This window comes from Shewanella sp. ZOR0012, assembly GCF_000798835.1.
Lineage (GTDB): Bacteria > Pseudomonadota > Gammaproteobacteria > Enterobacterales > Shewanellaceae > Shewanella > Shewanella xiamenensis.
The window spans coordinates 2885423-2907892 of sequence record NZ_JTLE01000094.1 but is presented as its reverse complement, the minus strand read 5'-3'; the positions used below and the strand labels follow the sequence as shown (position 1 = coordinate 2907892).

The 22470-nt window shown below is 47.7% G+C and carries 20 protein-coding genes; 4 read left to right on the top strand and 16 right to left on the bottom strand.

Translation table 11 applies throughout. The features are described 5' to 3' along the window. Positions 1-324: 324 nt before the first annotated feature. Positions 325-522, top strand: a complete 198-nt coding sequence (locus tag L976_RS14465) for a hypothetical protein (RefSeq protein ID WP_037415478.1) — start codon at positions 325-327, stop codon at positions 520-522. Positions 523-609: 87 nt separating this feature from the next. Here the strand turns inward: L976_RS14465 and hemL are convergent, their stop codons facing one another. The 3 genes from hemL to L976_RS14450 form a co-directional block, all read right to left on the bottom strand. After that, positions 610-1902, bottom strand: a complete 1293-nt coding sequence (gene hemL, locus L976_RS14460; RefSeq protein WP_037415480.1) for a glutamate-1-semialdehyde 2,1-aminomutase — start codon at positions 1900-1902, stop codon at positions 610-612. 26 nt (positions 1903-1928) lie between these two features. Beyond that, positions 1929-2948 carry an aspartate carbamoyltransferase gene (locus L976_RS14455; protein WP_037415482.1) on the bottom strand — a complete coding sequence of 340 codons (1020 nt, stop codon included), beginning with the start codon at positions 2946-2948 and terminating at the stop codon, positions 1929-1931. Between the two features lie 210 nt (positions 2949-3158). Further along, entirely contained in the window at positions 3159-4883 is a 1725-nt protein-coding gene (locus L976_RS14450) for a chloride channel protein (RefSeq protein WP_047540539.1), read from the bottom strand. Positions 4884-4957: 74 nt separating this feature from the next. Here L976_RS14450 and L976_RS14445 point away from each other — a divergent pair, with 74 nt between their 5' ends. Together L976_RS14445 and erpA are read left to right on the top strand one after the other, a co-directional pair. After that, positions 4958-5764 (top strand): DUF6776 family protein, encoded by an 807-nt coding sequence (locus tag L976_RS14445; RefSeq protein WP_047537771.1) that lies wholly within the window; start codon positions 4958-4960, stop codon positions 5762-5764. Continuing rightward, entirely contained in the window at positions 5757-6107 is a 351-nt protein-coding gene (erpA, locus tag L976_RS14440; protein ID WP_011071517.1) for an iron-sulfur cluster insertion protein ErpA, read from the top strand. The genes L976_RS14445 and erpA overlap by 8 nt, the downstream gene beginning before the upstream one ends. 104 nt (positions 6108-6211) lie before the next feature. On the opposite strand, the gene L976_RS14435 is transcribed toward erpA, so the two are convergent. The 5 genes from L976_RS14435 to L976_RS14415 all read right to left on the bottom strand — a co-directional run bounded on the left by L976_RS14435 (position 6212) and on the right by L976_RS14415 (position 10850). Continuing rightward, positions 6212-6667 (bottom strand): hypothetical protein, encoded by a 456-nt coding sequence (locus tag L976_RS14435; protein ID WP_037415501.1) that lies wholly within the window; start codon positions 6665-6667, stop codon positions 6212-6214. A gap of 19 nt (positions 6668-6686) precedes the next feature. Beyond that, complete coding sequence (locus L976_RS14430) at positions 6687-7067, bottom strand: DUF2750 domain-containing protein (protein ID WP_037415505.1); 381 nt, start codon at positions 7065-7067, stop codon at positions 6687-6689. A gap of 156 nt (positions 7068-7223) precedes the next feature. Then, complete coding sequence (aqpZ, locus tag L976_RS14425; protein ID WP_037427605.1) at positions 7224-7919, bottom strand: aquaporin Z; 696 nt, start codon at positions 7917-7919, stop codon at positions 7224-7226. Positions 7920-8322: 403 nt separating this feature from the next. Further along, positions 8323-9432 (bottom strand): anhydro-N-acetylmuramic acid kinase, encoded by a 1110-nt coding sequence (locus L976_RS14420; protein WP_047537769.1) that lies wholly within the window; start codon positions 9430-9432, stop codon positions 8323-8325. Between the two features lie 20 nt (positions 9433-9452). Then, a complete protein-coding gene (locus tag L976_RS14415; RefSeq protein ID WP_037427603.1) occupies positions 9453-10850 on the bottom strand; it encodes a peptidoglycan DD-metalloendopeptidase family protein in 1398 nt (465 codons plus the stop codon). Between the two features lie 126 nt (positions 10851-10976). Between L976_RS14415 and tyrS the strand changes: the two genes are divergently transcribed. Beyond that, on the top strand, positions 10977-12173 hold the full coding sequence (gene tyrS / locus L976_RS14410) for a tyrosine--tRNA ligase (protein WP_047537767.1): 1197 nt from the start codon (positions 10977-10979) through the stop codon (positions 12171-12173). A gap of 160 nt (positions 12174-12333) precedes the next feature. On the opposite strand, the gene L976_RS14405 is transcribed toward tyrS, so the two are convergent. The 8 genes from L976_RS14405 to gltB form a co-directional block, all read right to left on the bottom strand. Next, the gene (locus tag L976_RS14405; RefSeq protein WP_037427601.1) at positions 12334-12762 is read right to left on the bottom strand and encodes a hypothetical protein; all 429 of its coding nucleotides are present in this window, start codon (positions 12760-12762) and stop codon (positions 12334-12336) included. 123 nt (positions 12763-12885) lie between these two features. Then, positions 12886-13377, bottom strand: a complete 492-nt coding sequence (locus tag L976_RS14400) for a nuclear transport factor 2 family protein (RefSeq protein ID WP_037415527.1) — start codon at positions 13375-13377, stop codon at positions 12886-12888. A 1-nt stretch (position 13378) separates the two neighbouring features. Continuing rightward, positions 13379-14005, bottom strand: coding sequence for a trimeric intracellular cation channel family protein (locus L976_RS14395; protein ID WP_037427599.1), 627 nt, complete (start codon positions 14003-14005; stop codon positions 13379-13381). Further along, entirely contained in the window at positions 14002-14379 is a 378-nt protein-coding gene (locus tag L976_RS14390; protein WP_037415657.1) for a DUF2721 domain-containing protein, read from the bottom strand. Before L976_RS14390 ends, L976_RS14395 begins: the two co-directional genes overlap by 4 nt. 55 nt (positions 14380-14434) lie before the next feature. Next, positions 14435-15424: a cobalamin biosynthesis protein CobD/CbiB gene (locus L976_RS14385; RefSeq protein WP_037427598.1), complete on the bottom strand. Its 990-nt coding sequence runs from the start codon at positions 15422-15424 to the stop codon at positions 14435-14437. Between the two features lie 31 nt (positions 15425-15455). Continuing rightward, complete coding sequence (locus L976_RS14380) at positions 15456-16166, bottom strand: 5'-methylthioadenosine/adenosylhomocysteine nucleosidase (RefSeq protein WP_037427597.1); 711 nt, start codon at positions 16164-16166, stop codon at positions 15456-15458. Positions 16167-16413: 247 nt separating this feature from the next. Beyond that, entirely contained in the window at positions 16414-17820 is a 1407-nt protein-coding gene (locus L976_RS14370; RefSeq protein ID WP_047537757.1) for an FAD-dependent oxidoreductase, read from the bottom strand. Positions 17821-17826: 6 nt separating this feature from the next. Continuing rightward, complete coding sequence (gene gltB / locus L976_RS14365) at positions 17827-22275, bottom strand: glutamate synthase large subunit (RefSeq protein ID WP_047537755.1); 4449 nt, start codon at positions 22273-22275, stop codon at positions 17827-17829. Positions 22276-22470 lie beyond the last annotated feature (195 nt).

Here is a 22470-nt window from a genome sequence, read left to right as displayed (position 1 = left end):
ACTGTCTTGTGGTTTTTTGTTGGTTTTTTATGTTGTTTATTTTGGGTTGGTTATTGAGTGTAAAGTAAGATCTACGATTAAAGTCTAAGCCGTTATTTTATCGATCCTGCAATTAATTTTTCTTTAGAGAGAAAATTCTGATTGAAAATTCAATGGTTCAAATTAGATGCTGGATTTGAGTTTATTACCGACAATTGTACGGAATGTGCTGAGTGAGTCACAGATATGGCCACGTCGAAATATTGACCGAACAGAAAGTGAGCGGTATCTTGTGCCTCTTTTATCGTTAGGACACTGGATGTTGTATTTTGAGGATGATGCAAAATGAACTTTGTACTCCGGAGTCTCTTACTCTTAGGCTCTTTGGTTTGGCTGATCTACAGTGGTAAACAATTACTTGCTTTGGGTATATTCCACAATCCTAGCTTAGTGATTGATCACATCACGTTAACTCTACAAGCCTTAGTCGCAGCGATTATCTTTAAGTCGGCCTTAGGTTCAAAAAAGTCCGATAGCTATTGATTGGGCTAAGATTTGCACAATATTACTTTCAAAAGCTAAGTAAGAAAAAGGGACGCTAATGCGTCCCTTGATATTTTAAGCGCTCGCTTACATTGCCGCTTTCATGCGAGCTAATACGCGATCAGCCGCTTCAAGCGTGAGGCGCAATTCTTCTTCGCCATGGGCCATCGACAGGAAGCCAGCTTCATAAGCACTCGGTGCTAAGTAAACGCCTTCATCTAACATGCCATGGTAGAAAGTGCGGAAGTGCTCAATATTGCACTTAGTCACCTGGTCGAAGCGAGTGATCTGCTCTTGCTCAGTAAAGAAGAAGCCGAACATACCGCCAACATAGTTGATCGCCATTGGGATGCCGTGCTTATCAGCCGCCGCTTTAAAGCCTTCGGCGATGCGCTTGGTTTTAGCGCTCAGCGCTTCGTACAGACCTTCTTCACACAGAGCTTCCATTTGTGCTAGACCCGCTGACATCGCAATAGGGTTACCTGAAAGCGTGCCTGCTTGGTATACAGGGCCAGTTGGTGCGATAAACTGCATCACATCTTTACGGCCACCAAATGCACCTACAGGCATACCGCCACCGATGACTTTACCGAGTGTGGTTAAGTCTGGTTTAACGCCATAGTGACCTTGAGCGCCACTTCTTGATACACGGAAACCTGTCATCACTTCGTCGATAATCAGCAGCGCACCAAACTCATCACACAGGCTACGCAGACCTTCGAGGAAGCCTGGGATAGGTGGAATGCAGTTCATGTTGCCAGCAACGGGCTCGATGATGATGCAAGAAATCTCAGTTGGATATTGCTCGAACAGCGAACGAACAGAATCCAGATCGTTATACACAGCAGTTAAGGTGTGCTTTGCGAAATCTTCAGGAATACCAGGAGAGCTGGGTTGGCCTAAGGTTAATGCACCGGAACCTGCTTTCACTAATAGGCAATCGGCGTGGCCGTGGTAACAGCCTTCAAATTTTAAGATCTTGTCACGATTAGTAAAACCGCGCGCTAAGCGAATTGCACTCATGGTCGCTTCAGTACCTGAGCTCACCATACGGACTTGCTCGATAGAAGGTACCATGGCGATCACTTTCTCAGCCATTTGCACTTCAAGCTCAGTTGGCGCGCCAAAAGACAGACCATTATGTACCGCAGCCAATACGGCTTCACGGATCTTCGGATGGTTGTGGCCGAGGATCATCGGACCCCAAGAGCCTACATAGTCGATATAAGCTTTACCATCGGCATCGTAAATATAAGCGCCATCAGCTTTTTCAATAAACAGGGGTGAGCCACCTACACCGTTAAATGCACGAACCGGAGAGTTAACACCGCCGGGGATGGTTTTTTTAGCCTGTTCAAATAGCGCTTCGGAACGGGTCATGTTAAGTCCTTAAAGTATGTAGCCGATTAGCGATCGGCTTTACGTGAATACCAATTAACGGGACACTCATATTTTTCGAGTTGTGTGTCAACCCCGAGTGTCAATGCAAACAGTGCCATACGAATTAACAGTCCATTGTCCGCCTGTCTGAAGATAGCGAGATTAGGATGGCTGTTTAAATCATTATCTAACTCATTAGCTTGCGCACGCGAATCCCGTGGCAGCGGGTGCATGATCACTGTGTTAGATTTGCAATGTTGGGTGTAAATACTGCGATTCAAACGGAATTTACCGCGGTATTTGTTTGCTTCTTCCTGGGATGGGAAGCGCTCTTCTTGAATGCGGGTCAGATAAAGAATATCTGCTTTATCTAAATGGCCTTCAAGCTGGTCTGTTATTTTGATGCTATGGCCAGCATTTTCAATGTCTGAGATCACATAATCAGGCATAGCTAATTCAGCTGGTGAAATCAGTGTGAAGCTGATGTTCTTATACATGCACAGCAAGCGCGACAATGAATGCACGGTGCGGCCAAACTTTAAATCACCGACCATAGCGATATGCATGCCATCGATACCTCGGCCAGCATGACCTAACTCTTTTTGAATGGTAAACAAATCGAGCAATGCTTGGGTTGGGTGCTCGTTCGAACCATCACCGCCATTGATTACGGGGACGCGGCTACCTTCGGCAAACTCTTTGACAGAGTATGAGTCAGGGTGGCGCATCGCAATCACATCGGAATAGGTTGAGAGTACGCGGGCGGTATCGTACAGGGATTCACCCTTAGATAAGGACGAAGAGGCCATACCAGTGGTTTCACGCACATGGCCGCCGAGTAAGTTAAAGGCACAGCCAAAACTGACGCGGGTACGGGTACTTGGCTCGAAAAACAGGTTACCTAAAATGGCGCCTTCGAGCACTTTTGTGCGCTTCTCACGAAGTGCATAGGGCATCATGCGGTGGGCGACATTAAAAATAGTTTGGATTGAATCAAGATCTAACTGGTTTACGGAGAGGATGTGGGATCCTTCGAACTGGTTCATCAGCCTGTTTTCCAATTGCTAGGGGGCGTTCAAGTGCAGATATTGCGCTCGTAGCCCTAATGTTATGTAGGGTGGCTGAGGCGCGATTGTAACAGATGCACCAAGGCAGCGAAATAGCACCCTTGCCTCTGTAATGTATTTTTACCGTGAAACAACAGGATTTTGTGAATCCAATCCACTCTTGGTTGACTGTTTAGTCTGTGATTTGGCTTAGACTTGGCCTGAGCGAATTTCTTGCTGTAGGTTCGACCAACTAATCACCCCTACCACGTTATCTGGTGTGTCTTGATAGATAAAGACTTCACCGCTGCGCTTGGGTGACAGCATTGAATAGACCTCATCTAAGGTTTTGGTATCACTTAGTCCCTGCATGGGATGGCGTGAGAGGGTGATGTTGTCATCAAAGGATTGCATCTCAAGGCTGAGCATTTCGATGACCCCATCGGCATTACGTACTAACACAGGGCGACCTTCGGCGCGTTTTAACACCTCGAGCAGTAGCTCATCGTTGTTGTTGACGATAACGAAGCGCTTATCCATCAGGGCGCGCACGCCTTTTTTCTGTAGCGCCAAATTCACTGGGGCCACTTTATAGCCTAAGCCCATAATTTCTAACTGCTTGAAGAAGATAGAGTTAGTTTTAAAACCTTGATAGGCAATCAAAAATGCGGGAGCTGTGACAAACATCGCGGGCAGAATAATACTGGCATCGTTGGTCATTTCGAGCAGGGCGACTAATGCCGCCAGCGGCGCACTGAGGCATACCCCCATCATGGCTGTCATGCCAATCACTGTATAGAGGCCAACGTAAGGCGCAATCGAAGGGAATAACATCGCACTGACTAAGGCTAAGATGGCACCGATTAAGGCGCCGATGCCGTAGAGCGGGCCAATCAATCCGCCCGGGATCCCAAGCCCTATAGCCGCAATCGTCGCAATAATCTTTGCGGCAAGCAGGGCGATTAACAGCAATAAACTGGGATGCTCGCTAATGGCTTCACTGATCGCTAAATCTCCAGTGCCCAGCGCCTGCGGCAAGATTAAGCCAATCAGGGTGGTGATACCGCCCGCCAGCAAGAGCCGATAAATCAGTGGCCAGTTTTGCCCCGTAGCAGTGACTTTAAGGAGCGCGTAATTGAAGAAGGCGGCGGCGCAGCCTAGTGCAATACCGCCAAGGGCTAAAATCGGATAGTGATCCAATGGAATATGGATCACCTGAATGCGGTCAAACTCATGCACATTGCCAAACACCAGCTGGCTGGAAACCGCGCCGCAAATGGCGGATAGCATAATCGGGAAGAAGTAATGCACTTTGTACTCGCGCACGATCACTTCGAGTACAAAAATCACTGCCGCTAGTGGGGCGTTAAAGGTGGCGGCAATCCCTGCTGCAATGCCGCTGGCGCACATAATTCGCACACTATTGTCGGGAAGATTAAATTTTTCGGCTAGAACACTGGCACTTACGGCGCCAAGGTGAATGGCGGGGCCTTCACGGCCCACCGAAAAATTAGTCCCTAAGGCAAACAAGGCCTGAAAAAATTGCCCTGCGGCAGATTGCAAGGGGATTTTGCCATAGTGCAATTTAACCCTATGTAATACATAGGCAATCCCCATGCGCTTGTAACGTTTGGAGCCGAGTTTGGCGACAATCCAGATCAACAAGGCGCCAAAAAGTGGCAACAATGCTCGCCAGTCGGTGATGTTACCCGTAAAATCCTGCGTCTCGATTTGGGTGTAATGGTTTGCCCACAGGAGTAAGAGTCGAAACAACAGGATCACGCAGGAGGCGAAGATGGCGAATAACAAGGCCAGTAAGCACAGCTGCGCACTGATCTTGGCTTGGGATAAATGATCACGTAGCTCGTTAGTTAAGTACTTTTTAGCTGTGCTGATAGCGTCTTGAATCGCGGCTTTATTTATCGTTAATTGCACTGCATTGGCCTGAGTTGTATTGTATCGAACTCGTTCTTGAGTTGATTGTATTTTATATAAGGGGCTGTTACCTAATGCCAAATTATCATCGTTGGCTAGACCGGCTGCAAGTCATGGATTTAAAGTATCGTCCATCGACCAAGTATTTATTGCTATTAGTTTTTGTAGCATTTTTATTGGGCGCTTGGGTGAGCTTTATTGTATTAAACAGTGATGAAGCTGTCGTGAAGCACATTGGTGGGGGTAAATTACAACGTGTTACCGCTGAACTTGAGTTGCAAACCCAGGAACTCGCTACCCGCAATTTAGAGCTATCTGTCGAACGCGAAGCCAATGCGCAAATGCAAGATATGTTTGCACAGCAGATGAAAAAACAAAAAGAGCTAGAGCACGAATTAGCCTTTTATCGCAGCATTATGTCACCAGATGACAACGCTGAAGGTGTGGCTATCCATGGCCTTGAAATGACGCCAGGGGCCTTGGTTGATGAATATAATTTCAAACTGATTTTGACTCAGCTGCAAAAACGTAAGCAGGCTATTCAAGGCCGCACCGAAATCACGCTTATTGGTGTGCAAGATGGTAAATCTGTTGAGTTAAGTGTGAACAAACTCACGGGTTCTAAGCTTGAATTTGATTTTCGCTATTTTCAGGTCATAGATACCAAAGTTACTGTGCCAGCTGGCTTTAATGTGGTGCAAGTCAAAGTGAAAGTGGTGGTGCCTTCGAGCCGCTGGACTAAAAATTCGCAGACAGAACATGTCTATAGTGTCCCTGAATTATTACAGGGTGAAAAAGAACCGCGGGTAATACTTGAACAAAATAGTCAGGTAACGGATAATTTGCCCCAGAAAACTGATGTAAGAGGTAGTAATGACTGATCAAGCTGACGCAACAATGCCAATTAAATTTACCGATGCGGCAGCCGCTAAGGTAAAAGGCTTGTTGGAAGAAGAGCAAAATCCTGCACTTAAGCTACGCGTGTATGTTACTGGCGGTGGTTGTTCTGGATTTCAGTACGGCTTTACCTTTGATGAAAAGGTCAATGAAGGCGACTTCACTGTTGAGAAACAAGGCGTCCAATTGGTCGTCGATCCCATGAGCTTACAATACCTCGTTGGCGGTGAAGTGGATTACACTTCAGGTCTCGAAGGTTCGCGTTTCTTTGTGAAGAACCCTAATGCCACAACCACCTGTGGCTGTGGTGCAAGTTTCTCTGTATAAGCTTGTGTTACAAATGTAGTTAGCTGATATAGAAAATAAAAAAGCCGTCGAGAAGACGGCTTTTTTATTGGTAATGATCTATTGAGCTGCGTTGGTATAGGCCGTTAGTTCATAATATTGAGGTTTAACTTGGGCTTAAACCAAGCTTTAACGTCCTTATCGAATGCGATCCAAACCTGCAATAAAGATAAGACAATCAACACAGTAAAAATCACATAGTCAGGTAGTTTTCCCTGCCACTGGCCAAGGTGCACTGTGGTTGGTCCTGCGACGAGGTTGTCAGGATCGTACAACAGTACTGGTAGCATACTCACTAATGCTAACTGCACTAAGGTATAACCTCTTAGCATAATTAGCCCAGCCTTTTGGCGACCTATAATCCCGAGCACCATCAATAGGGTTAACAGGCAGAAAAGTACCCCTTGTTTGGCGATTAAACCGCTTACCGATGCTGCGACATAAAGTAGCAGCAAAGCAATTAAGCGTTTAGGTAAACGGGCTTTTGCCAAGGGTGGCGTAGCCTGCGTTGCCAAAGAGGATTCTTGCTCGCTCAGCGACATTGTGGTTTGCCCTTGTGGATTAGTGGCTTTGTTTAGTGACTAAACGTTGATCTAACTCATAGGGTGGGATCACCACACCTAAGTCGTCCTGTACAGGGAATACGGCAACGAACAGATCGTCATCTTCCATGCCTGGTACCCATCGTTCATGCCATTCATCATAGGGAATCGCTAAGGTTTGGCAGTCGCTCCAATCATCGACTGCCCAAGATTCAGCCGCTTCTTCGGTTGGCCACATTGGGATACAGTCTTCATCTTCAGTGGTTAGCATCACGCAACCATCTTGATCTTGAAGTGTCCATAACACTTTATGTTGCTTGATTTGTTCAACAAGGTAGTCGTAACGCGCTTCTGGAGTCATGCCAGCGGCTTCTGCAAAGGTTTTAACAGTCTTGCTCATGAAAATATCTCTTATGCGTGAATAGGGCGAAGCCTGTCGTGCCACAAAAGTAAAAACGTGGGCACAGCAAAACTCACCAGTTGCCAAGATGGTAACATTAGAGCGGAGTTTGAAAAAGCACAACAGCGCAGCTAAAGCGCTGTTGGCATAGAGGGATTACTTGGCAGCGTTGAAATAACGGTAGATAACGCCCGCTAAAATGGCGCCAATGATCGGAGCTGCCCAAAATAGCCATAATTGTGAGACGGCCCAATCACCAACAAATAGCGCTGGGCCTGTGCTGCGGGCAGGATTTACTGAGGTGTTAGATACAGGAATACTGATAAGGTGGATTAGGGTTAAGCATAAACCAATAGCGATCGGGGCAAAGCCTTTAGGCGCTCGTTCATCGGTTGAGCCTAAAATGACGAGTAGAAAAAATAAGGTCATTACAATTTCGCAGATCATTACCGATATCATGCTATAGCCGCCTGGAGAATGTTCACCAAAGCCATTAGAAGCAAAACCTGCCGCGAGACTAAAACCTTCTTGCCCTGAGGCGATTAAATACAATACGCCTGCACCGACAATACCACCCGCTACTTGGGCAATGATATAAGGCAACAGTTCCGATGCTGGAAAACGTCCGCCAGCCCAGAGTCCAAATGATACCGCCGGGTTGAGGTGGCAACCTGAGATATGACCAATCGCGAAGGCCATAGTGAGAACGGTTAAGCCAAAGGCGAGTGACACTCCGAGTAAGCCTATCCCCACCTCAGGAAAAGCTGCTGCCAGTACTGCGCTGCCACAGCCACCGAGCACCAGCCACAAAGTGCCCAAAAATTCTGCCGCCATTTTTTGTGACATATTCATTGATTGATTTCCTATTCAGTCGATTTATGTCGGTATGGCTTTTTGACGCCATTGCATAAACCATTGTTTATCTTGCTGGTTAAGTGTAGCTAGATAAATAACCATTCCCTTAATTGAAGTGTTATGTCTGCAGATTGTTCGGATCTCTGTAGACCATCACAACCTGGCTTTGCGTGTTTACGGCTTAGTTAACAACCACTTTAGCAAGTTTGTATGACACAACTGTGATCAAGCATAGATGGGTTTTAAGTATTTAGATTAATATCAAAGACAAAGATAACTTTAATGTGAGGAGATATTGGTTGTTGGCAGTGTTTTTGAATTGGCTTTATTAAAAGTGATTTAGTCGATAGAAGAGAATCATCAGGACACAAATACTCGAGAGCATTTGTGTCCATTAATGTTACTTAGCGCTAAAACGTCCACCCAAAACGGCTTCGCGGGAGGCGCCAGTGACGGCGGGTAGATTGGCTGGTAGGCCTAAGTGATGGCGCATCGCAAGCCATGCAAAGGCGATGCCTTCGGCCCATTTAGGATCGACTCCGAGTGCTGAGGTGGTATCGATATGATAATTCGGCAGTAACTCCGCTAAACGCTGCATTAGCTCGCCATTGAAAGCGCCACCACCACAGACAAATAATTCCCCTGCTTGGGCGAGTTTAAGGATGTCGCGGGCAATACTGTGACAGGTTAAATCGAGCAGTGTCGATTGAATATCTTCTTCATCTAATTGATTAAACGCCGATAATTGCTGCTCTAACCAGGCCTGATTAAATAGTTCTCGCCCAGTACTCTTTGGATAAGCAAGGGAGAAATAAGGGTGCGACAACAATTGCGCGAGTAGCTGTTGATCGGTTTTACCCGATGCTGCCCAAGTACCATTTTTGTCATAGGGTTCATTCTTTACTTGCTGAATCCAGGCATCAATTAAGGTGTTGCCCGGCCCAGTATCAAAACCTAAGACTTCATCGCTATTACCCGGCAGATAGGTGATATTGGCAATACCACCAATATTGAGGATGATGCGTTTTTTTCCGACTTGGGCAAAGGTTTGCTGGTGAAAAGCGGGCACTAATGGCGCGCCTTGGCCGCCTAAGGCGATGTCTTTGCGGCGAAAATCGGCAATCACATCTATGCCCGTTTCGGTTGCTATGGTGTTGGGATCGCCAATCTGCAGGGTAAAACCTACCTCAAGATTTGGCATATGGCGCACAGTTTGGCCATGGCTACCAATGGCTATGATGTCTTCTTTGGCTATCAGGGCTTTGGCGAGCAAGTTATTGACTGCAAGAGCAAATAATTTGCCAACACTGCGGTCTAGGCGGCCAAGTCGGTTGATTTCATCATTGCCTGGCAGACACAGGCGTTGTAATCCTTTGAGCAAATGGCTCGGGATCGCCTCGGTATGCGTTGCAATCAGCTGCGGCTGTTCGCCCGCAAAGTCTACTAGCACAGCATCGACACCATCCATACTGGTGCCTGACATCAGTCCAATATAATAAGCCTTGTTCATTTGATGGGATCCATCCGTCGTTATTGCATCGCCAATTGGGTTTGCTTGTTCTGTGAAATGCTTGCCATCAACTGTTTGCTGATAGTATCGAATTGAGATTTTTCTTTACGGGCGATTGATTCGGCCTTGGGCAAATCCACTGTTCTTGGATTGCGGTGCACCCCATTGACGATAAATTCATAGTGTAGGTGAGCACCCGTGACGCGTCCTGTTTTGCCTAATGTGCCAATAATTTGCCCCTGCTTAACGCTAGCCCCTTTGCTGACATTACGCTTGGTCAAATGTAAATACTTGGTCGTGTAGGTATCGTTGTGCTTAATGAACACATAGTTACCATTAAATTGATTGTAGCCGGATTCGATAACTCGTCCATTGCCTGCCGCTTTAATGGGGGTGCCAATTGCGGCAACATAGTCAACACCACGATGAGCTTTAACTTGTCCTGTCACTGGATGCAGGCGTCTAGGATTAAAGTTTGAACTGACATATTTAAAGTCAACCGGTGAGCGTAAGAATGCCTTACGCATACTTGTACCATTTTCGGAATAGTAGTTACCGTCGGTGTAGCGCACTGCAGTGTAGCGCTCATCTTGGTTAATAAACTCCGCAGCTAAGATATTGCCATTACGTAAAAACTCGCCTTCGGCATACTCTTGCTCATAGATAATGGCGAAGCTATCGCCCTCGCGTAAATCTAAGGCAAAGTCGATATCCCAGCCAAACACGGTCGAGAGTTGCATAATTTGGTTAGCATTTAAGCCCGCATCTACGGCAGCGTTCCAGAAGTTACTCTTAATTTTCGCGCTGGTGAATTGAGTGCGAATTTCAATGTCTTTTTCGGTGATTTTTTCAAAATACCTGTCGTGATCTTTAGTGATCACTAAGGTTGATATCGCATCAACACGGTAGCGCACTTCGGTTAAATCACCATTGACGTCCTTAGAGATCACAATTTCTTCGCCGGGAATGATTTTTAATAGATTCTGCTTGGCGAGCGGTAACTGAGTGATTTCATATACATCTTTGCTGGTGAGTCCTGCTCGCTCAAAAACGGCGGCTAAAGTATCGCCATTCTTAACATTAAAATGCTCAACATCCCTATGGTGGGCGCTCTCTAGGGTTTCGGGGGCTGAATGATTACCCGCAGCTAACGCGTCTACTGAAGACAAGGCTGTGGCTTGATTTGCCTCATCCTGTGTTTGTCCTTCAATGCCTTCTGGACGCTCTGGTGAGCGAAAGGCTAAGGGCACATCGTAACGGGTGTTGACTTGATGATCTGCAATACCTTGAGTTTGTCTTGAAGCTTGGGCTTCTTCAGATGGAAAGAGCAAGGTTATCATTGTGATAACAGAAAGAATGCTGAGGAGAATTTGATGCTTTTTAGGCAACAATTTAAATAACGTTATAACCTTTCCCATTGACGCCGATACCGATAACCTAAGGCTTGAATAATCCCGTTAGTGTACACACTTTCAATTGTGGTGGCTAACAAGTAACATAAGTCTCCTCATTTTATGACTATGGCCTTAGGAGTCCCCGCCGAGATGGCTGATTTAGACCAAGTATTAGCAGAAATTAGACGTGGTACCGACGAGATCCTACTCGAATCGGATCTGCTGGAAAAACTCAAAGAAGGACGTCCACTTCGTATCAAGTTAGGCGCAGATCCTACTGCACCGGATATCCATCTTGGACACACAGTAATTTTAAATAAGTTAAGATTATTCCAAGAGTTAGGTCATGAGGTCATTTTCTTAATTGGTGACTTTACCGGTATGGTGGGTGATCCAAGTGGTAAAAACAGCACTCGTCCACCACTGACTCGTGAGCAAGTGTTAGCCAATGCCGAGACCTATAAAGAGCAGGTCTATAAAATCCTTGATCCTACAAAAACGCGTATCGAGTTCAACTCGAGCTGGTTAGAGCCATTAGGCGCGGCTGGGATGATTCGTTTAGCCTCACAGCAAACTGTTGCTCGTATGATGGAACGTGATGACTTTAAGAAGCGTTATGCATCGGGTCAATCAATCGCTATCCACGAATTTATGTATCCGCTACTGCAAGGATATGACTCTGTAGCGCTCAAGGCCGACGTTGAATTAGGGGGGACTGACCAGAAGTTCAACCTATTAATGGGTCGTGAGTTACAGAAAGCCGAAGGCCAAAAACCACAAGCTGTGATTATGATGCCACTGCTTGAAGGTTTAGATGGCGTGAAGAAAATGTCTAAATCGGCGCACAACTACATTGGTGTGAGTGAGCCCGCCAATGAAATGTTCGGCAAGATCATGTCGATTTCAGACGAATTAATGTGGCGCTACTTTGAGTTGCTGTCATTCCGTCCCTTGGCCGAGATTGAACAGTTCAAACAAGATATCGCCAACGGTGCTAACCCTCGTGATACCAAGATTGCGCTCGCGAAGGAAATCATCGCGCGCTTCCACGACGAAGCCGCTGCTGAAAGTGCCCATCAAGCCTTTATTGACCGTTTCCAAAAGGGCGCTATCCCAGATGATATCCCAGAGGTTGAACTAGCGGCGGGTGAAGGCTTAGCGATTGCTAACTTACTTAAAGATGCCGACTTAGTCGGTTCGACTTCCGATGCGATGCGTATGATCAAGCAAGGCGCGGTGAAGATGGATGGTGAGAAGGTTGACGATAGCCGTATGACCTTAAGCGCTGGCACGGTTGCCGTATTCCAAGTCGGTAAGCGTAAGTTTGCGAAAGTGACTCTGGTTTAACTAATCTGAGTTTAGCTTGAATCGAATATCACGACTCGAGTACAGTGAATAAGTGCTTATTACGGTTAATAAGTACTTACCAAGTAGTAAAAAGAGCGCCTAAGGGCGCTCTTTTTATATCTGCATTTTATCTGGTGCTGGCTACATGTGAGATGCAGGCTTAAGGTGCCGTACTGGCCTCATGTTCACCAATATTACATCTGTCGGTGCCAAAATGCTGGCCATCACGACACTTCCAAGCTAGTTGAGCTGAATCGACCTGCCAGCGTTGGGCATCTTTTTTGAGTGATAAAATCAACAGCATTTGTGGATGTTGTTTAGATATTTCACTCACTTGATAGGTCAATATTCCATACTTTGTCGGCTGGGTCCGAACTAGGGTGAACTTTTGCCCCGCGTATTGGTTACTTATGGTTTTAGGATCTTCACTCCAAGCTTGATGTTGTGCTTGGGCAACACGCAGTTGTTGATTGAAATGGCTTACAGGTTGCACCGCATAGGAAACAATAATCGGCTGCTGCGCTTGTGCGTTGGGCACGAGTATCAAAGCATTTAGGGCGAGCAGGGCAATCAGTCCAAAAAACTTCATACAAACCTCATTGAAACTAAACGAACGAATTAGGCATTCAGCGCCATGGTTCAGTCGCATGACTCATTGTAGATTTCGACTCATTTTTAGGGCTCAAGTTTCAATCAAAGCGAAATTTTGTGATTATTGCATCGCTAATTGGTCTGACATTGTCTGATAGTCAATCAGATCCACATGCTCTGCGACTCTATGGTTGCGCATATCAAGTTTAAGGCTAGTCACGCCAGGGATAGCGACATCAATGATTTTGCCGGGCTTACCAAATTGCTCCCCAGGCCCCTTAAAGTGATAGTTACCAATCATCACCACTAATGAGCCCGCGTTATACATATGCTCGATATTAAAATCATATTCGAGCACTCCCTCATGGGCGCGCTCGAAAAAGTCGATAATAAAACGACCACCCGTGTATTTACGATTGGCAGTTTTATCGAAGAAAATACTATCGCGGTTATAGAATTTGCCGAGTGTTTTATAGTCGTGTTCAGTGAGCGCGTTCATATATTTGATGGCTAACTGTTGTTCCGCAGGCATTTCCCCTGAGTTTGCATGTACAGACACAGGAAACAGCGCTGGAATAAACATAAGGCAGACTAAAAGACACAATATTCGCAAACTATTCCCTCTTGGTTTTGAGATCAAAGGCGGGTAACGACAAATGCCATTTGATGGCGCATAGGCGGATCATTAATGCACTGGTCATGGCTAAAAACAGTGCCGTTTTTTCGCCCATACCCAAGGCTAAGCTTACGGTATAACCAATACCGCCGATAATTGAGGCCGTGGCATAGATTTCTGTGCGCAACACCATAGGGATTTGTCGGCACAGTAAGTCTCGAATAATGCCTCCTCCAACGCCTGTGATCAAGCCCATCACGACGGCAATCATGCCACTTAGCCCCATATTGAGGGCTTTTTCTGCACCAATCACAGTGAACAGGGCTAAACCTAAGGCATCAGCTACGGGGAGCGTATACTCCGGCATCTTGCGTGGTCGGCGTACTAACAGCAAACAAGCTAGGACAGTGGCGAGTATGACTATGATGTAGTTCGGGTCGCGGATCCAAAACACGGGTGTGGCGCCAATCAGCGCATCACGGATACTGCCACCACCTACAGCTGTGACCGATGCAAGCACTATCACCCCAAAGGGGTCCATGCGATGACGTCCTGCAGCTAAGGCGCCAGACAGAGCAAATACTGCCGTGCCACATAAATCGAAGAAGTAAATCCAATGGTTCATTTACTCATCTCTTTGATATGGATATTCAGCGCATCCACAGAAATACGAATTTCAATGACAGATAAAATCAGTGAATAAAGTAGGAGTAACAAGCTGGCACCAAAGATGATGGAGCCAGTCTTGTTAAAACCGATATAAATAAAAATCATACAGAGCACACACAGGGCAAAACTCGATACACCAGCTTCCTGCATGCGGCGAATAATCCTGATCCGCTGACTTAAGTTTTTAATCTGATCCTGATGCACGGGTTTGTCGCCGTTACTTAACTGACGGATCAATGCTGCCAGTGCAAAGAATCGGTTGGTATAAGCAAGTAATAGCAAAGAAATTGCCGGAAATAACAACGCAGGAGTTGTTAATGAGACATGCATGTTTTCGAACAAGATAGTCAGCCTTTAACCTAATGTTAAGATGAGAGGCATCATATCACAGGGTTTGTAGCCAGCGTAAACCCGCCCAAAGGAAGGGAAGAAGCGTGATAAAACTAAACCAAATTGCGCAGGCGCGTGAGGTGAGTTTTACTGCGGGGGTAATACTCTCATGGTGCGGCTGTGGGCCATAGACTATCTTTGCTACATCAATGCGTTGCCCCGAAAACTTCTGCGGTCCGCCTAATTCAATCCGTAAAATATTCGCCACTAAGGACACACTCATCACATAACCCCGTAGGGCGGGATGATTTTTAGAGGTGCGAAACAGCAATGCCAAGGCTTTAGGGCCACCCTGAATCGCAATAGACAGGCTCCATAACCAAGCGGGTATTGCCAGTAGTACCGTTGAGATAATATTCACAGTACTGCAAAAATGCTGATATTTAGGTTGTATAGGTGGCCAGCTGAGCTCGAGTTGTTTAATCATTCTGACCGCCAGCACCATAGGCGCACCCGCGATCGCAAAGAAGAAGATAGTCGAAGCCGTACCGTAAATTGGCGCTGTAGCCAATTTTTCAATCGTCGCTTTGGTTAAGCCCACTTCCGATAGGTTATCCGTATCACGGACAACCCACGGCTGTAATAGCTTTTTTGCGCTGGCATTATCCTCGCGTTTTAATGCCTTAGCGATTTCGTCGGCGACTTGGCTAAAGCCTGCATCACTCAAACACAGATAGAGTACTAAAAACTCAAAAAACCAAGGGAAAGCCGCGAGCTCGAGCAAAAAGGTAATAATCGCCCAAAAGGGGAACACTAAGAGCAGCATGGCCAAAAAGCCAGCCGTTGCTTGCTGGCTTGGTGAGCGCTCAGGGCGGTTTACTTTAGCGGCGAGCTGTTTGGCTAAGTGACTAAACCAAATCAGTGGCTGCATTTCCCTTGGCAATGGCGCTAAACGCGCCAGTAATAAAGCAAAGAAAAGTACCAAGAAGCCCTCAAACAAAGCGCCATCAATTTCGACAAGTTGTTGATAAAAAGAACTGTGCATCAGGTACTTTCCGCAATCATGCTTTAGTCAATTACTTTACTGAGTTTGGATCTAATTGCTCAAGCAGCAACATTACCATCAATGCTGAATGGTAGCCTGCCTTCACAATGTAAGAATCAAAGTCGACGGGGGAGTCGTTGTTGGCGTTGTCAGAGAGTGAGCGAATCACCACAAATGGCACGCCAAATTGGTGGCACACTTGAGCAATTGCCGCGCCTTCCATCTCACAGGCCGCCATGGTTGGGAAGTGCTCCAACATGGTCTTGGTACGTACTGGATCGCAAATAAAGCTATCGCCAGTACAGATTAAGCCTTCAATCGCTTTCACTTCGCCTAATTGTGCGATGGCCTTATTGGCTGCTTCGACTAAGTATGGCGCTGGAATAAAGGCTGCGGGTTGCTGCGCCATTTGGCCTATTTCGTAACCAAATGCGGTGACATCCACATCGTGGTGGCGCACTTCGGATGAAATCACGATATCGCCAATCGACAGTGAATCGACAAAACCACCCGCAGAACCTGTGTTGATTACTGCATCGGGGGCGTATTTCTCAATCAGCAGCGTGGTGGCAATACTAGCGGCGACTTTACCAATACCAGAGCGCGTCACTACAACGTCTTTGCCCGCTAAGGTGCCAGCGATAAATTCAATACCCGCAATCGTTTGCGAAGAGGCGTTTGTCATAGCCGCAATAAGATGGGCAACTTCTGGCTCCATTGCGCCAATAATACCAATTTTCATGGGAGACCCTTTTGATTCAACTGAATGTGTGATGCCACTAAAAGAGTGGGATAACAGAATGGCGGCTAATATACCACAGTTATGCTTTGACGTTATTGTGGGATTGCGATTGCTTGATTGGGATAATGTTAAACGGCGAATGGGTAAAAAAATGCGCACCCTAAGGTGCGCCAAAATTCACAAGCAAATGGTGGACTCGTGGGTACGAGTCCTAGACTCACAGCTACAGCGGTACAACAAAAAACCATTAATCTAAGTAGTTAAGAATGCCTTGCGCGGCATCACGTCCTTCGGCAATTGCGGTCACAACTAGATCCGAGCCACGGACCATATCGCCGCCAGCAAATACCTTTGGATTGGTGGTTTGGAATGGATTATCGGCCTGTTTACTGGCTTTTACTCGGCCCCATTGGTCGAGTTCAATGCCGTAATCGGCAAACCAAGGCGCAGGGCTAGGTTGGAAACCGAAGGCGATAATTACCGCATCGGCGTCGAGTAACTGCTCGCTGCCTTCAATCGCTTCGGCACGTTGACGGCCGCTGGCATCGGCTTTACCCATTTGGGTTTCAACGCATTCCACGCCCACTACTTTGCCATCCTGGGTTTTAATCGCCACGGGTTGACGGTTAAACAGGAAGTTCACGCCCTCTTCACGGGCGTTTTGCACCTCGCGGCGTGAACCCGGCATGTTGGCTTCGTCACGGCGATAGGCACAAATCACACTGCTGGCCCCTTGGCGCACGGCGGTGCGAACACAGTCCATAGCCGTATCACCGCCACCTAAGACCACCACGCGCTTACCGGCAAGGTTGAGGTATGGGGTGTCTGGATTACTGCTGCCCATCAGATGATGGGTATTGCCAATCAAGTAGGGCAGGGCTTGGTACACGCCTTGGGCATCTTCGCCCTCAAGGCCCGCTTTCATGGCGGTGTAGGTGCCCATGCCGAGGAAGACGGCATCGTATTCCTCAAGCAGTTGGTTAAAGGCGACGTCTTTACCGACAGTTACGCCCAGCTTGAACTCGATTCCCATGCCTTCTAACACAGTGCGGCGAGTTGCCATCACGGCTTTATCCAGTTTAAAGGCGGGAATACCGTAGGTCAGCAGGCCACCAATCTGGGGATACTTATCAAACACCACAGCCTTAACCCCATTACGGGCAAGAATATCGGCACAGCCTAAACCAGCAGGGCCTGCGCCCACAATCGCGACCTTTTCCTTGCGCGGCGTGACTTTACTCATATCCGGACGCCAGCCTTGGGCGATAGCGGTATCGGTAATGTATTTCTCCACATTACCGATAGTCACGGCGCCAAAGTCGGCGTTTAGGGTACAAGCGCCTTCACAGAGTCTGTCCTGTGGGCAGACGCGGCCGCAGATCTCGGGCAGGGTATTGGTCTCATGGACTAAATCCGCTGCTTCCATAATTCGGCCCTGTTGTGCCAGTTTCAGCCAATTGGGAATATAGTTGTGCAGCGGACATTTCCACTCACAATAAGGGTTACCGCAATCGAGGCAACGGTCCGCCTGTTCACTCACCTGTGCTTGCGCAAAGGGTTGATAAATCTCAATAAACTGAGTCGAACGCTTTGCCGCAGGGTGTTTAGTTGGGTCTTTACGACCCACTTCAATAAATTGAAAATCGTTACTCATCTGCTATTACCCCGCTTTTACTGCCAGTTCCGGGCTCGATTGCTCTAATTTGAGCAGATCTGCAACGGCGATATTTTTCGGTTTCACTAATACAAAGCAATCTAACCAGTTGGCAAAGTCGCTTAAGATCATCTTCGCGTGTTCACTGCCAGTCTCGGCCACATGCTCCTCAATCAAGCCTTTTAAATGTTGCTGATGAATAGCCGATTCGAGCTTTTGGGTGTCTACCAGTTCGCTATTGACGCGGCGATTAAAGCGGCCAAATTGGTCGAAAACATAGGCAAAGCCGCCCGTCATCCCCGCGCCGAAGTTGACCCCGGTTTTGCCGAGCACGACCACAATCCCGCTGGTCATGTATTCGCAGCCGTTATCGCCTAAGCCTTCAACTACGGCGATGGCGCCCGAGTTACGTACCGCAAAGCGTTCCCCCGCTTGACCTGCGGCGAAGAAGCGTCCGCCAGTCGCGCCATATAGACAAGTGTTACCGACAATCGCGCTGCGCTCGCTCTGGAATGGGCTACCCAGCGGTGGATAAATCACAATCTTGCCGCCCGACATGCCTTTACCGACATAGTCGTTGGCATCACCGCAGAGCTTGAGTTCGAGGCCTGGGCTGTTCCATACTCCAAAGCTTTGGCCGGCACTGCCGTTAAAGCTGAGTTTTATCGGTGCCTTAGTGCCTTTAACACCAAGGGTGGTCGCGATATAACCCGATAGGCGTGCGCCCACTGAGCGGTCGGTGTTGTTGATACTGTAAGCGGCATCGAAACACTCGCCCTTATCGACCGCACTCTGGCATTCGTTGAGCAGATGCTGGTTGAGCAAGCCTAAATCTGCTGGTGGATTGGTTTCCTGCCAAGTGCGCGAGGTGTTGGCTTTGACCTTAGGCTGATACAGAATTGGCGCTAAATCGAGTCCACGTTGCTTATCGGTCTGGCCTTCTAAGGTATGTAGCCACTCACTACGGCCCACTAAGTCTTCGAACTTGCTGACCCCTAGGGTTGCCATCCACTCGCGCACTTCCTCGGCGACAAACTCAAAGTAAGTCATTACTCGCTCTGGTAAGCCGTGGTAGTGGTTATCGCGCAGTTTCTTGTCCTGAGTTGCGACACCGGTAGCGCAGTTGTTCAGGTGGCAAATACGCAGGTACTTACAACCTAAGGCAATCATAGGCACAGTTCCGAAGCCAAAGCTCTCGGCGCCGAGTAAGGCTGCCTTGATGACGTCGGTTCCGGTTTTTAGGCCGCCATCGACCTGCAAGCGGATCTTATGGCGCAGGCCATTTTCCACCAGAGATTGATGCACTTCGGCAAGGCCGAGTTCCCATGGGCTGCCGGCGTATTTCACCGAGGTGATAGGGCTTGCGCCCGTGCCACCATCGTAGCCAGAAATAGTGATCATATCGGCGTAGGCTTTTGCTACACCAGTCGCAATGGTGCCAACACCGGGTTCAGATACTAATTTCACTGAAATCAGTGCCTTGGTATTGATTTGTTTTAAATCGAAAATCAGCTGGGCTAAGTCTTCGATAGAGTAAATATCATGGTGCGGTGGTGGTGAAATTAAGGTTACACCTGGGCGCGCGTGGCGCAGCCCTGCAATTTCCACACTCACCTTATGGCCTGGCAGTTGTCCGCCTTCACCGGGTTTTGCGCCCTGTGCGACTTTAATCTGCAACACATCGGCGTTGACTAGGTAATGGGCGGTTACGCCAAAACGTGCCGAGGCAATTTGTTTAATCGCCGAGTTACGTTCGGTGTTAAAGCGGCGAGCATCCTCACCACCTTCACCCGAGTTAGAGCGGCCACCTAAACGGTTCATTGCAATGGCTAATGCTTCATGAGCCTCGGGGCTTAAGGCACCGATACTCATGGCCGCACTGTCAAAACGTGGGAACAAGTGGCTAGCAGCTTCGACCTTATCCAGTTCAATTGCAGCTTGGTCAGCCTTAATGCCAATCAAATCCCTTAGGGTGGCAACTGGACGGTTATCGACTAATTCGGCAAACTTCTTATAGGTCGCAAAATTTTTGTCGATTAAGGATGCCTGCAATGTGTTGACCACATCAGGGTTGAAGCAGTGGTACTCACCGCCATCCACGTATTTGAGTAAACCGCCTTGTGGCAGTGGCACATGGGCGCGGTAAGCGGCTTTATGCAGCAGCGCTTGATCGTTGGCGATATCCTCAAAGCTTGCGCCTTCGATACGACTCACCACTCCTTTAAAGCAGAGTTCAATCACATCACTGGCGATACCAATGGCTTCAAACTGCTGGCTACAACGGTAGGAACCGACGGTGCTGATCCCCATCTTCGACATGATCTTACGTAGACCCTTCTCGATGCCGTAACGGAAGTTCAGCATCAGCGCCGTGGTGTCTGTCAATTGATGGCGTTTCGCCAGATCTGAGATTGATTCATACACTAAATAGGGATAAATCGCCGTGGCGCCAAAGCCGAGTAGCACTGCAAAGTGGTGCGGATCTCGCGCTGATGCGGTCTCGACAATGATGTTGGTATCGCAGCGCAGGCTCTTACTCACCAGCATTTGTTGCACCGCGCCCACCGCCATGGCTGCTGGAATCACCTGCGCCGATTTATCAATCGCACGGTCGGATAAAATCAGCAGTGTAGTGCCACTGCGGGCTAAACGCTCGGCTTCCGAGGTGATGCGGCGAATCGCCTGTTCTAAGCCTTCCTTCGGATCGTAGTTTAAATCGACGATATTGGCGCGATAGTAAGTGCTATCTAATCCGAGTAGTTGATTGAAATCACTGAATAATAATATCGGTGAGTTGAACATCACTCGATAGGCATGGCCAGTAGTTTCGTTGAAGAGGTTTTGTTCGCGGCCAATGCAGGTCGCCAGAGACATCACGTGCTTTTCACGCAATGGATCGATAGGCGGGTTAGTGACTTGAGCGAATTTTTGCCTGAAATAGTCATAGAGCGAGCGTGACTTTTTCGACAATACGGCCATTGGCGTATCATCGCCCATGGAGCCAGTCGCTTCTTCGCCTTGTTTTGCCAGTACCCAAATCACTTGTTCAAGCTCTTCGCGGGTGTAACCAAACTGCTTTTGGTATTGCAGTAGTTGCTCAGGACTTAATTCACTGGCGCCATGTTGCTCTGTCGTTAGCTGCTCGGCAGGAATTAAAGTACGACTGTTTTTCGCCATCCATTCTTTGTAGGGGTGGCGACGCTTAAGATCGTTATCGATTTCGAATGACTGATATAGACGGCCATTTAATGTATCTAACACTAACAGCTCGCCAGGGCCGACACGGCCTTTTTCAATCACTTCATCGGCGGCGTAGTCCCAAATGCCGACTTCTGAGGCGAGGGTTAAGATACGATCTTTGGTGATCACATAACGAGATGGGCGCAGACCGTTACGATCGACCGCGCAAGCGGCGTGGCGACCGTTGGTCATTACGATCCCCGCAGGACCATCCCATGGCTCCATATGCATGGAGTTAAAGTCATAGAAGGCTTTTAGCTCGTCATCCATCTCAGGGTTACTTTGCCATGCTGGCGGGATCAGCAAACGCATGGCGCGGTATAAGTCCATCCCGCCAGAGAGCAGCATCTCGAGCATATTGTCGAGGGAGGAGGAGTCAGAACCCGTTTCATTCACAAAGGGTGCCGCCTGCTGTAAGTCAGGCAGCAGCGGCGAATTAAACTTATAGGCTCGAGCGCGAGCCCATTGGCGGTTACCGGTAATCGTATTGATCTCGCCGTTATGGGCAAGATACCTAAAGGGCTGAGCGAGTGGCCATTTAGGTGAAGTATTGGTTGAAAAGCGTTGATGGAATAGACAAATGGAGCTTTTCAAACGGATGTCGGCAAGGTCGGGATAGAATGCGGGCAGGTCGGCAGGCATCATTAAGCCTTTGTAGACGATGACTTGACCTGAAAGACTCGCGACATAAAAGTCTTTATCGTCAGTAATTTGTTGCTCTAAACGGCGGCGAGCCATGTAGAGACGTCGCTCAAGGTCTTTCTCACGCCAACCAATGGGGGCGTTAATCAGCACTTGATAGATTTGCGGTAGGCTCGATTTACCAATCTCACCCAATACCTCAGGATTGATAGGGACTTTACGCCAACCAGCAATACTTAATGTTTCACGCTCCAGTTCGCGTTCGAGGATGAATTTAGCTTGGTCGGCTAATTCCTCATCTTGGCTTAAAAACAACATGCCTACAGCGAATTTGCGGCTCAAGTGCCAGTCATTTTCTGCGGCTACGGCCTCAAAGAATTGCAATGGTAGCTGCATCAATAAACCACAGCCGTCCCCAGTTCGACCATCAGAGGCGATACCGCCACGGTGTTTCATGCGATCAAGGCCATGGATAGCTGTGCGCACGATACGATGACTGGCTTCGCCATCCATTTGTGCAATCAAGCCAAACCCACAATTGTCCCGCTCAAAACTGGGATGATATAAGCTCATACAAAAACCTCCCTTGACCTCAACGAAATTACTACTCGGGAGAAATGTAAAGACTTTCTATAGATATGCACCCGAACCACCCAAATTATCCTGAGATTAACTAAAGGTCAAACCAAAATTTTGCATAAAATATGGGTATTAATTCATGTTTCATACACAAAACACAATTGCTTGACGTTAACGTTAACTGATCAA

Excerpts from the sequence above, each read along its gene's own strand:
- L976_RS14465 (WP_037415478.1), top strand. The coding sequence starts at position 325 with ATGAACTTTGTACTCCGGAGTCTCTTACTCTTAGGCTCTTTGGTTTGG.
- hemL (WP_037415480.1), bottom strand. The coding sequence starts at position 1,902 with ATGACCCGTTCCGAAGCGCTATTTGAACAGGCTAAAAAAACCATCCCC.
- L976_RS14455 (WP_037415482.1), bottom strand. The coding sequence starts at position 2,948 with ATGAACCAGTTCGAAGGATCCCACATCCTCTCCGTAAACCAGTTAGAT.
- L976_RS14445 (WP_047537771.1), top strand. The coding sequence starts at position 4,958 with ATGCCAAATTATCATCGTTGGCTAGACCGGCTGCAAGTCATGGATTTA.
- erpA (WP_011071517.1), top strand. The coding sequence starts at position 5,757 with ATGACTGATCAAGCTGACGCAACAATGCCAATTAAATTTACCGATGCG.
- L976_RS14435 (WP_037415501.1), bottom strand. The coding sequence starts at position 6,667 with ATGTCGCTGAGCGAGCAAGAATCCTCTTTGGCAACGCAGGCTACGCCA.
- L976_RS14430 (WP_037415505.1), bottom strand. The coding sequence starts at position 7,067 with ATGAGCAAGACTGTTAAAACCTTTGCAGAAGCCGCTGGCATGACTCCA.
- aqpZ (WP_037427605.1), bottom strand. The coding sequence starts at position 7,919 with ATGAATATGTCACAAAAAATGGCGGCAGAATTTTTGGGCACTTTGTGG.
- L976_RS14420 (WP_047537769.1), bottom strand. The coding sequence starts at position 9,432 with ATGAACAAGGCTTATTATATTGGACTGATGTCAGGCACCAGTATGGAT.
- L976_RS14415 (WP_037427603.1), bottom strand. The coding sequence starts at position 10,850 with ATGGGAAAGGTTATAACGTTATTTAAATTGTTGCCTAAAAAGCATCAA.
- tyrS (WP_047537767.1), top strand. The coding sequence starts at position 10,977 with ATGGCTGATTTAGACCAAGTATTAGCAGAAATTAGACGTGGTACCGAC.
- L976_RS14405 (WP_037427601.1), bottom strand. The coding sequence starts at position 12,762 with ATGAAGTTTTTTGGACTGATTGCCCTGCTCGCCCTAAATGCTTTGATA.
- L976_RS14395 (WP_037427599.1), bottom strand. The coding sequence starts at position 14,005 with ATGAACCATTGGATTTACTTCTTCGATTTATGTGGCACGGCAGTATTT.
- L976_RS14390 (WP_037415657.1), bottom strand. The coding sequence starts at position 14,379 with ATGCATGTCTCATTAACAACTCCTGCGTTGTTATTTCCGGCAATTTCT.
- L976_RS14385 (WP_037427598.1), bottom strand. The coding sequence starts at position 15,424 with ATGCACAGTTCTTTTTATCAACAACTTGTCGAAATTGATGGCGCTTTG.
- L976_RS14380 (WP_037427597.1), bottom strand. The coding sequence starts at position 16,166 with ATGAAAATTGGTATTATTGGCGCAATGGAGCCAGAAGTTGCCCATCTT.
- L976_RS14370 (WP_047537757.1), bottom strand. The coding sequence starts at position 17,820 with ATGAGTAACGATTTTCAATTTATTGAAGTGGGTCGTAAAGACCCAACT.
- gltB (WP_047537755.1), bottom strand. The coding sequence starts at position 22,275 with ATGAGCTTATATCATCCCAGTTTTGAGCGGGACAATTGTGGGTTTGGC.